Raw genomic sequence first — 9,927 nt, 5'->3', positions numbered from 1 at the left:
AAGAGACAGGGGACGGTGACCGGGGACGGGGCGGTGGCGTCCCGGGAGGTGATGTTCGGGTCTGCGGCGAGCGGCGGCGCCGACCACGTCTGCCCCAGCTCGGACGTGACGGCCGCCTCGCCCGCGCCGCCGACCAGGGCGAGCAGCAGGTCGCGGGCGGTGGGCCGCTGCTCGGGCTCCTTGCGCAGCGCGGACCGGACGAGCCCGGCCAGCGACCCCGGCAGGGCGCCGATCTCCGGCTCGGCGTGCACGGCGCGGGCCGCCAGGATCTGGAACGAGCCCTGACCGAACGGGTTCCGCCCGCTCGCCGCGTACGCGACCAGGCAGCCCCACGCGAACACGTCCACCGCCGGGGTGATGATCTGCGTCGTGATCTGCTCGGGCGCGATCCAGCCGGGGGTGCCGACGACCTGGCCGGTGCGGGTGTGGGACGACGCCATGTCCAGCGCGCGGGCGATCCCGAAGTCGATCACGCGGGGGCCGGAGATGGACAGCAGCACGTTGCTCGGCTTGAGGTCGCGGTGCACCAGCCCGGCGCTGTGGATCGCGACGAGCGCGGCGGCCACGCCGACCGCGACGCCGTGCAGCATCCCGGGCGACAGCGCGCCCTTCTCGGCGACGTGGTCGAGCAGGGACGGGCCGTCGATGTACTCGGTGACCATGTAGGCGAGCCCGAGGTCCTCGCCGTGCTCCAGGACCTGCGCCGTGCAGAACGACGCGACGCGCTGCGCGTTGGCGGCCTCGTCGTGGAAGCGGGCGAGGAACGTGCGGTCGCCCGCCAGCGCGGGCCGCACGACCTTGACCGCGACGGGCCGTTCCTCGGGGTCGCGGCCGAGGTACACCGCGCCCATCCCACCCTCGCCGATCTTGGCCTCGATGCGGTACCGGCCGATCCGCGTGGGATCGTCCGGGCGCAGCTCACGCAGGGAGGTCGCGTCCATGGCGATCACCTTCCGCCCCCATGAGCCGCGTCCTGGCGACCGCACACACGGCGGCACGCGGCCCCAACGATCCATACGATGACAGAGGACGGGTCCAGGTTCTAGCTCGTCCCTGCCCGTCACCCCTCAGTGGAAGTTGCGAGCGCGGACGCGACCGGGTACGGGGAGCCGCCGCAGCCGGGTCGCGCGGACGTTGGCGACGCCGTCGGCGCGCTCCAGCCGCCCGCTGACCAGCAGCGCCTGCGAGTCGACGGCGAGGCCGCGGTGCCGCTGGAACACCTGCGGCGGGCACACCACGTTGATGATGCCCGTCTCGTCCTCAAGGGTCATGAAGACGATGCCGCCCGCGGTCGGGGGCCGCTGCCGGTGCGTGACCAGCCCGGCGACGACGACGTTCGTCTCGCCCGGCGTCCCGGCGAGCCGGCTGGACGACAGCGCGCCCAGCTCGTCGAGCGCCTCCCTGACGTGCGCGACGGGATGGGTGTGGGACACGCCGGTGGCCCACAGGTCGGCGAGCGTCTCCTCGATCGGCGTCATCGCGGGCAGCGGCGGAGCGGACGCGCCCGGCGTCACCCCCTCCAGCTGCCCGGGGCCGGACCCGGCCAGCGCGCCCGCCGCCCACAGCGCCTCCCGCCGCGACAGCCCGAAGCGGTCGAACGCGCCCGCCGTCGCCAGCGCCTCCAGCGCCCCGGCCGACAGCGGGACGCGCCGTGCGAGGTCCTCCATGCTCGTGTAGGGGCGCCCCGCCGCGATGGCCTCCGCCGGCCCGTCGCCCAGGTTGCGGATACCGGCGAAGCCGAGCCTGATCGCGGGCTGCGGCTCGGACGGCGCGTGCGGATGCTCGGAGTCGACCTCGACGGCCTCCTCCAGCGCCGGGTGGACGTCGCTGGCGTTGATGTCCACGCCTCTGACCACGACACCGTGCCGCCGGGCGTCGGCCAGGAGGCTCTGCGGGGAGTAGAAGCCCATCGGCTGGTTCCGCACCAGCGCGGCCGTGAACGCGGCAGGATAGTGGCGCTTCAGCCAGGAGCTGGCGTACACCAGATGCGCGAAGCTCTGCGCGTGCGACTCGGGGAACCCGAATCCGGTGAACCCGAGGATCTTCTCGTACACGCTCTCGGCGATGTCGGCGGGGATGCCGCGCTCGGCCATGCCGTCCAGCAGGCGCGCCTTCAGCCGCTCGACGCGCTCGGGCGCGCGTTTCGCGCCCATCGCCTGCCGGAGCTGGTCCGACTCGGCGGGCGTGAACCCGGCGCAGTCGACGGCGAGCTGCATCATCTGCTCCTGGAACAGCGGGACGCCGAGCGTCCGCGACAGCGCCGGCTCCATCAGCGGATGCGGGCAGTCGGCCGGTTCCAGGCCCTTGCGGCGCCGCAGGTACGGGTGGACGGACCCGCCCTGGATCGGCCCCGGCCTGATCAGCGCCACCTCCACCACCAGGTCGTAGAACACGCGGGGCCGCAGGCGCGGCAGCGTCGCCATCTGCGCCCGCGACTCGACCTGGAACACCCCGACCGTGTCGGCGTCGCACAGCATGTCGTACACCAGGTGGTCGTCCGGCGGGATCGACTGGAGGTCGTAGCGGCTGCCATGGTGCGCGTCGACCAGGTCGAAGCAGTCGTGCAGCGCCGCGAGCATGCCGAGGCCGAGCAGGTCGAACTTCACCAGCCCGGCCGCGGCGCAGTCGTCCTTGTCCCACTGCAGGACGCTGCGGTTCGGCATCGTCGCCCACTCGATCGGGCAGATCTCCCCGACCGGGCGGTCCGCGATCACCATGCCGCCGGAGTGGATGCCGAGATGCCGGGGAAGCCGCTGCATCCGGTCGGCCAGCTCCAGCACCGGGCCCGGAATGTCGGACTCCGTGCCGACCGGGTCGCGCGGGTCGATGCCCTTCGACCAGGCGTCCTGCTGGCCGGGGGAGAAGCCGAGCGCGCGCGCCGCGTCCCGGACGGCCATGCGCGGCCGGTAGCTGATGACGTTCGCGACCTGCGCCGTGCACTCCCGCCCGTACGTGTCGTAGACGTACTGGATGGCCTCCTCGCGGCGGCGGTGCTCGATGTCGAGGTCGATGTCGGGCGGGCCGTCGCGTCCGGGGGACAGGAAGCGCTCGAACAGCAGCCCGTGCCGGACGGCGTCGACGCCCGTGATGCCGAGCGCGTAGCAGACCGCCGAGTTGGCCGCCGACCCGCGCCCCTGGCACAGGATGCCCTCGCGGCGGCAGAACTCGACGATGTCGTGGACGATCAGGAAGTAGCCGGGGAAGCGGAGCTGCTCGATGACGTCCAGCTCCTTGGCGATCTGCTCGTACGCGCCCGGCACCCGCTCCCGCTCGGGCGGCCCGTACCGCTTCAGCGCGCCCTCGGCGACGAGGTGCCGCAGCCAGCTCGCCTCGGTGTGCCCGTCCTCGACGGGCCAGTCCGGCAGGCGGGGAGCGACGACGTCGAAGTCGAAGAGGCATTCCTTGGCGAGCGCGACCGTCCGCTCCCGGACGCCGGGGAACCGTGCCAGCCGCCTCGCCATCTCCGCGCCGCTCCTGAGGTGCGCGGTGCCGCTCGCCGGGAGCCAGCCCACCATGTCGTCCAGGCCGCGGCGGGCGCGGACGGCGGCCAGCGCCTGCGCCAGCCTCGCGTCCGCTCCGGGCGCCGCGAAGTGCACGTTGTTGGAGGCCACCACATCGACCCCGACCCGCTGGGCCAGCTCGAACAGGACGTCGTTGCGGTGGTCGTCGTCGGGCTGGTCGTGGTCGATCAGCTCGGCGAACACGTTGTCGCGTCCGAACATGGCGACGAGGTTGCGCAGTTCCCGCTCGGCCGCGTCCGGGCCGCCCGACTCCAGCGCCGCCGGGACGGGCCCCTTCCGGCAGCCGGTCAGCACCGCCCAGTGCCCGCCGTGCGCGCCGGAGAGGGCGTCGAGGTCGTAGACGGGACGGCCCTTCTGCCCGCCCGCGAGCTGCGCGGCCGTGATCGCCGAGCAGAGCCGCGCGTAGCCGGGGGCGCCGCGCGCGAGCACCAGCAGATGCCGTCCGGCCGGGTCGGGCTCGCCGGTCTGCGGGCCGGGCAGGCCCAGGCTCAGCTCCGCGCCGAACACGGTGCCGATCCCGGAGCCGCTGGCCGCCTGCGCGAACTGCACCGCCCCGTACATGCCGTCGTGGTCGGTGATCGCCATCGTCTCGACGCCGAGCCGCGCCGCCTCCTGGACGAGCGAGGCCGGGTCGCTGGCCCCGTCCAGGAAGCTGAACGACGAGTGGCAGTGCAGCTCGGCCCAGGCCACGTCCGTCTCGGTGAGCCGGGGAACGCGGCTCGGCTCGGGCGGTTCCTTCGGCTCCCGCGGCTCGGACGGACGCCACGACAGGCGCTCCTCGAACTCCCGCCACGGGATCGGCGGGTTGTGCCAGTTAGTCATAGACGGCCTCGATGTGCCATTGGCCGCCCTCGACGGCGAGGAGGTAGGCGGCGCCGTCGTCCGTGGTGACCTGGAACCTGGCGCGGCGGCGGGAGCGGCCGGGGTCCCACCAGCGTTCGTCGGCGGGCCACGGGCCCGTCCACCCGGTGATCGGGGCGGGACGTCCCCGCAGCGCCAGCACGGCGGGAGGCGCGGACACCTCGCAGCGCGCCGACACCACCACCGGCTCCCCGTCGGCGTCGACCAGCTCGGCGTCGGGCGGTGCCGCGAGGACGACCGCCGGGGCCGGACCCGTCACCCGTCCGGGCCAGGGGCCCTCGGGGAGGCCGGCGGGCGGCAGGTCGCCGACCGGCACGCGGACGACCCGCTCGCCCGGCCCGCGCCCGCCGACGAGCACCGGACGCGTGATCCCGTGGTGGCCGAGCAGCGCCTGGACGCGGTCGGCGGCCCGCGCGATCCGGTCGGTGACGGACGTCCGGCCCCACAGCCCCTCCTGCCGCCCTTCGTCCGGGACGAGCTGGTCGGGCGCCAGCTCCAGCCATGTCACGCCGCCCCACACCTGCTCGGAATCACCGACCTGCCCCGCCGGTTGATGCGCGGACAGCTGCCAGCGGACCCGCTCGGCCACGGCCAGCGCCGACAGGCCGTCGTGCCGCCACAGGCGCCGCAGCACGTGGCCGTCCGCGAAACCGGCCGCGACCTCCAGCCGGACGCACGCGAACCCCCCCGCCGCGAGCGTCTCGTGCAGCTCGCCCGCCAGCCGTTTCGCCGCGAACACCACCCGCTCGGACCGCTCGGCCGGGGGATCGAAGTCGCCGCGGACCGTCAGGTCTTCAGCGCCCTTGACGGGGGCGAGCGGGCGCGGCTCCTCGCCCCTCGCCATCCGGTGCGCGAGCGCGCCGTCCGCGCCGAACCGCCCCGCGACGTGCCCGGACGGCAGCGCCGCGAAGTCGCCGAGCGTCTTGATCCCGAGCCGGCGCAGCAGGTCGGCCAGCTCGGGCCGGTCCAGGACCGACAGCGGATACGGCGCGAGGAACGCCGCCGCGCCGCCCTCGGGCACCACCACGCCGCCCTGCCCGGCGCGCGCGGCCAGCTCCGCCGCGAACAGGCCGTCCGCGACGCCGGAACCGCAGTCGTGCCCGGCCTCGACGACCGTGTCCTGGACGAGCACGCGCAGCGCCTCCTCGCCCCCGTAGAACCGGGCCGGGCCGCTCGCCGGGATCGCGCACAGCCCCGGCCGCACCGCCTCCACCCTGGGCGTCAGCGCCGCGACCGCCTCCACGACCGTCTCGAAGAGCCGTCCCTCCGCGTCGAGGTCGCGTTCGCGGACCACCAGTTCGGGGCAGCGCCGCTGCGCGTCGCGGAGCCGCTGCCCGCGCCGCACCCCCTCGGCCCGCGCCGCCGCCGTGCAGGCCGCGACCTGCCCCTGGACGACCACGGCCCCGGCGGTCGCGGCGTCCACGCCCACCGCCGTCGCGGGCCAGTCGGGGCACCACACGACCAGGACCCGCGTCATGCGATCGCCCTGTGTTCCACCGGCGGCGGGACGAGTTCCAGCGGCGGCCGGACGGTCTCGTCCGGCGTGACCGTGCCGTCGGCGGCGGGCAGCCAGAGGCGGGCGCGGCGGCCGGGCCCGGGCGCGTCACGGCCCCCGGCGACGATCTCGGCCCGGCGGGCGGTCAGCCGCCCGTGCCCGTCGGCGAGCCCCTCCCAGGCGACGTCGTCCAGCCGGAGGCGGAGCCGGGCGCCCGGCCAGTCGTTCGCGAACGCGCCGGTCAGCGTGAGGACGCAGCCGTGCTTGCGGGCCAGCGCGGACAGGCGGCGGACGGCGGCGGCCCCTGGGCGCTCCGGCGGGCACAGCAGGATCAGGTCGACGGCCTCGGCGAGGGCGGCGACCACGTCGGGCCAGCGGTCGCCGGGGTCGTCGACGAGGAGGAGGCGCTCGAGGGCCGCGCCCATGCCCGCGGCGGCGACGACGCCGAAGCCGGGAACGCCGACGACGGCGCACCAGCCGCCCGTGCCGTCCGCGCCGCCGTGCCGGGAGACGCCCGCGACGAGCGCGAGGCCGAGGGACGCGGCGCCGGGCCCGTCCAGGCCCACGATCGAGCCGGGCCGCAGCCCGCCGCCGGGCAGCACGGGACGCAGCGCGGGCAGCACGGGCACCGAGTCCCGCACTGCCGACTCCAGTGCCGACTCCAGCGCTGTCTCCAGCTCCCGCAGCGCGGCCTCCGGCACGGTCGTCCCTCCTCTCGGCGCCTGCGACCAATCTCGAACACAGGTTCGACTCATGTCAAGTCGTCGCAGGTCACGGAGCGGAACCGGGAGGACGGAAAGCCCGATGGCATCGGCGTTTGTTCGATTTTGCGGGCATCATGGACGGTATGACCGGCGATGTGCGGACCATCGAATGGACGGGCGACGCGCTCCGGCTCCTGGACCAGACGCTCCTGCCCGCGCGGGTCGAGTACGCGGCGGTCCGGGACGTCGACGCGCTCGTGGAGGCGATCCGGCGGCTCGTCGTGCGCGGAGCGCCCGCGCTGGGCGTGGCGGGCGCGTTCGGCGTCGCGATCGCCGTCCGGCAGGCCGCCCGCGAGGGCTGGGACGACGCCCGGCGCGACGCGGCGATCACCCGTGTCCGCGAGGCCCGCCCGACGGCGGTGAACCTGGCCGCCGGAGTCGACCGCGTGCTGCCGTTCGTCGCCAAGGGCGTGGACGCCGTCGTGGCCGAGGCGCAGGCCATCCTGGACGAGGACGTCCGCGGCAACCGCGCCATCGGGGCCTTCGGCGCGGACTGGATCCTCGGCCGGGTGGGCGACCGGCCGCTCCGCGTCCTCACGCACTGCAACGCCGGGGCGCTCGCGACGGCCGGGTGGGGCACGGCGCTCGGCGTCGTCCGGGAGCTGCACAAGCGGGGCCGCGTCGAGATCGTCTACGCGGACGAGACGCGCCCGCTGCTGCAGGGCGCGCGGCTCACCGCGTGGGAGCTCGACGAGGCCGGGATCCCGTGCGTCGTCCAGGTGGACGCCGCGGCGCCGAGCACGATCCTGCGCGGCCTCGCGGACGTGGCGGTCATCGGCGCGGACCGGGTCGCCGCCAACGGCGACACCGCCAACAAGATCGGCTCGGTCGGGGTCGCGCTGGCGTGCGCGGCGGCCGGGATACCGCTGGTCGTGGCGGCGCCGTGGAGCACCGTCGACCTGGCCGTCCCGGACGGGGACGCGATCCCGATCGAGGAGCGTCCCGCCGACGAGGTCCTGACCTGGGGCGGCGCGAGGACCGCCCCAGGCAGGACGGGCGCGTTCAATCCCGCGTTCGACGTCACGCCCGCCCGTCTCGTGACCGCGCTGGTCACCGAGACGGGCGTGCTGGAGGTCTCAGCGGGCGCGACCCCGGTGTCGGCGGGCGCGACCCCGTCAGCCGTCTCCGCGCGGCGCTAGGGTGCGGGTCGCGGCGCGCAGGCTGCGGTACAGCCGGGCCTCGTACTCCTTCGCGGACCTGACGTCCTTGTCGACGAACAGCGCGTCGTACAGCGCGGGCAGCCGCTGCGTGGCGTAGCCGGTGTCGATGCCGGGCGCGTAGATCTGGTGCTTGTACCACGGACGGCCGGGCAGGCCCGCGTCCGTCAGCAGGTCCCGCTCGGTCTGCATGATCTTGGCGTTCAGCCTGCGGAACGCGTCCGTGTCGCCCTTGCGGAGCGCCTCGTCCGCGCGCGCCTGCAACGCCTGCGCGGCCGCCTGCCACGCCTCGGCCTGCTTCACGCTGCGGGACACGTCCACGACCACCGACCCCAGCCGCTTGCGCTGCTCCTCGGTGAAGTCGGCCAGGTACTTCGCCGTCTCCGCCGCGTAGGGGCGGTACCCGAGCGCGACCACGTCGGCGTTGGCGAGCCGCAGCGCCGCGATGCCGACCAGCCGTGACATCGCCGTGTGGTATCCCCAGGTCGGGTCACCGAAGTGCGACATCCAGTAGTAGTCGTCGCACGCGCAGTGGTACTGCCCGGCGCTGCCGGGAGTGGACGAGCCCAGGTCCATGGCGGGCACGCCGTACCGCTGGAAGAACGCCTGGAAGTCGGAGCCGCCGCCGATGCGGCCGATCGGCGTCTTCCCGTCGTTCTGCTTCTTCCACGCCTCGTACAGGGTGCCGTCCGTGCCGGGCCACTGCACTTCCTTGGTCGCGTCGATGACGGACTGGTCCAGGGCCGGGGTCGTGGACGGGCCGAACCGCGAGCCTCCCGCGCCGTCCATGTTCACGTAGGCGACCGCGTTGCGGAGCTGCCCGGCCCGCTGCTCGGCGTACTCGGTGGAGCCGAACAGGCCGTACTCCTCACCGTCCCAGGTGGCCAGGACGATGGTGCGCTTGGGCCGCCACCCCTTCTTGAGGAGTGCGCCCAGCCCGCGTCCTATCTGGAGCACGTTCTCGGTACCGGAGAGGTTGTCGCTGCTTCCATACGTCCAGGAGTCGTGGTGCGCGCCCACGATGACTTCCTGCTCGGGGCGCTCGCTGCCGGGGATACGGACGACCACGTCCCACAGCGGACGCACCTCGAAGGTGTTCTCCAGATCCAGATGGACCTCCGTCCCGCCCGGCCCGAACCGGTACGGGAACGGCAGGCCGCCCTGCCACTCCTTCGGGACCTCCGCGCCCTTCAGCGCGCGCAGCAGCGGCTCGGCCGCGCCGTAGGAGATCGGCGTCGTCGGGACGAGGCCCTTCAGCATCGGCGCCTGCGACGGCGGGATCCGCCGCGCGCCCCTCACCGCGGGCCAGCCGGGCGTCTGCGGGTCCCCGGCGGCGAGCTGGATCTGCGCGATGCTGCCGCGCTGGATGCCGTCCGGCGCGCGCCACGGCCCCTTCGGGTACACCTCGCCCCTGGTGAAGCCGTCGTCGGCGGGGTCGGAGTAGATGAGGACGCCCTTCGCGCCCCGCTTCGCCGCCTCGCGCGGCTTGACCCCGCGGAACACCGCCCCGTACCGGGCGAGGACGATCTTCCCCTCGACGGAGACGCCCTGCTTCTCCAGCAGCGCGAAGTCCTCCGGGCGGCCGTAGTTGGCGTAGACGACCTCGCCCCGGACGTCACCGGACGGCGACAGCCCGTTGTGCCCGGGGATGACGTCGTCGAAATGCTTCTGCCAGGGATGCCGCTTCTCCTTGACCGGCAGCGTCCGCCGGTCCGGCGCGGTCATCTCCACCGACACGCGCTTCGGCATCGACAGGTAGGCGTAGTAGGTCTTGATCTCGGGCTTGAGCCCGTACGACCTGAAGTGCTCGACGATGCGCTGGACGCGCCGCCAGTCGCCGCTCGTCGTGGTGAGCCCCGGCTCGCGCGACAGCTCGGCGTCCAGCGCGCGGGCCACCTCCGGGGACGGGACGGAGCTGAACGCCTTCTCGTACTGCCGCTGCCATCCGGCGTTGGCCTCGGTGAACCCGGGGATCGGGCCGTTCTCGTCGGGCGGAGCCGGCGCGGCGGTCGCGGGCAGCGCGGAGAGGGTGAGGGACAGGGAAACGGCGGAGGCGGTCAGGGCCGCCAGTGCCTGGGTTCGGGAGCGGAACACCAGGGATACCTCCGAGTGCGCTCGGTACGGGTGCG

General features: G+C 74.6%; 6 protein-coding genes. 1 reads left to right on the top strand and 5 read right to left on the bottom strand.

Annotated elements, in window-relative coordinates; translation table 11 throughout:
- The 4 genes from ETD83_RS18375 to ETD83_RS18360 all read right to left on the bottom strand — a co-directional run.
- Nucleotides 1-941 (bottom strand): serine/threonine-protein kinase (locus ETD83_RS18375; RefSeq protein ID WP_138646354.1); only part of this gene is annotated, 941 nt, incomplete at its 3' end.
- 126 nt (nucleotides 942-1,067) lie between these two features.
- Nucleotides 1,068-4,343 (bottom strand): error-prone DNA polymerase, encoded by a 3,276-nt coding sequence (locus ETD83_RS18370; protein WP_138646353.1) that lies wholly within the window; start codon nucleotides 4,341-4,343, stop codon nucleotides 1,068-1,070.
- Nucleotides 4,336-5,859, bottom strand: coding sequence for a DNA polymerase Y family protein (locus ETD83_RS18365; protein ID WP_138646352.1), 1,524 nt, complete (start codon nucleotides 5,857-5,859; stop codon nucleotides 4,336-4,338). Before ETD83_RS18365 ends, ETD83_RS18370 begins: the two co-directional genes overlap by 8 nt.
- The gene (locus ETD83_RS18360; RefSeq protein ID WP_230421002.1) at nucleotides 5,856-6,578 is read right to left on the bottom strand and encodes a hypothetical protein; all 723 of its coding nucleotides are present in this window, start codon (nucleotides 6,576-6,578) and stop codon (nucleotides 5,856-5,858) included. Before ETD83_RS18360 ends, ETD83_RS18365 begins: the two co-directional genes overlap by 4 nt.
- A 146-nt stretch (nucleotides 6,579-6,724) precedes the next feature.
- Here ETD83_RS18360 and mtnA point away from each other — a divergent pair, with 146 nt between their 5' ends.
- Nucleotides 6,725-7,780 (top strand): S-methyl-5-thioribose-1-phosphate isomerase, encoded by a 1,056-nt coding sequence (mtnA, locus tag ETD83_RS18355; RefSeq protein ID WP_138646351.1) that lies wholly within the window; start codon nucleotides 6,725-6,727, stop codon nucleotides 7,778-7,780.
- Here mtnA and ETD83_RS18350 read toward each other — a convergent pair.
- On the bottom strand, nucleotides 7,757-9,892 hold the full coding sequence (locus ETD83_RS18350; RefSeq protein WP_205717745.1) for a M28 family peptidase: 2,136 nt from the start codon (nucleotides 9,890-9,892) through the stop codon (nucleotides 7,757-7,759). The genes mtnA and ETD83_RS18350 overlap by 24 nt on opposite strands.
- Nucleotides 9,893-9,927: the final 35 nt, after the last annotated feature.

The sequence above is a fragment of the Actinomadura soli genome (genome assembly GCF_005889715.1).
Taxonomy (GTDB): Bacteria; Actinomycetota; Actinomycetes; order Streptosporangiales; family Streptosporangiaceae; genus Spirillospora; species Spirillospora soli.
This window is presented reverse-complemented; position numbering and strand designations above follow the sequence as displayed.

What these genes read in the sequence shown, in the direction of transcription:
- ETD83_RS18365 (WP_138646352.1), bottom strand. Translation starts at nt 5,859, where the DNA reads ATGACGCGGGTCCTGGTCGTGTGGTGCCCCGACTGGCCCGCGACGGCG.
- mtnA (WP_138646351.1), top strand. Translation starts at nt 6,725, where the DNA reads ATGACCGGCGATGTGCGGACCATCGAATGGACGGGCGACGCGCTCCGG.
- ETD83_RS18370 (WP_138646353.1), bottom strand. Translation starts at nt 4,343, where the DNA reads ATGACTAACTGGCACAACCCGCCGATCCCGTGGCGGGAGTTCGAGGAG.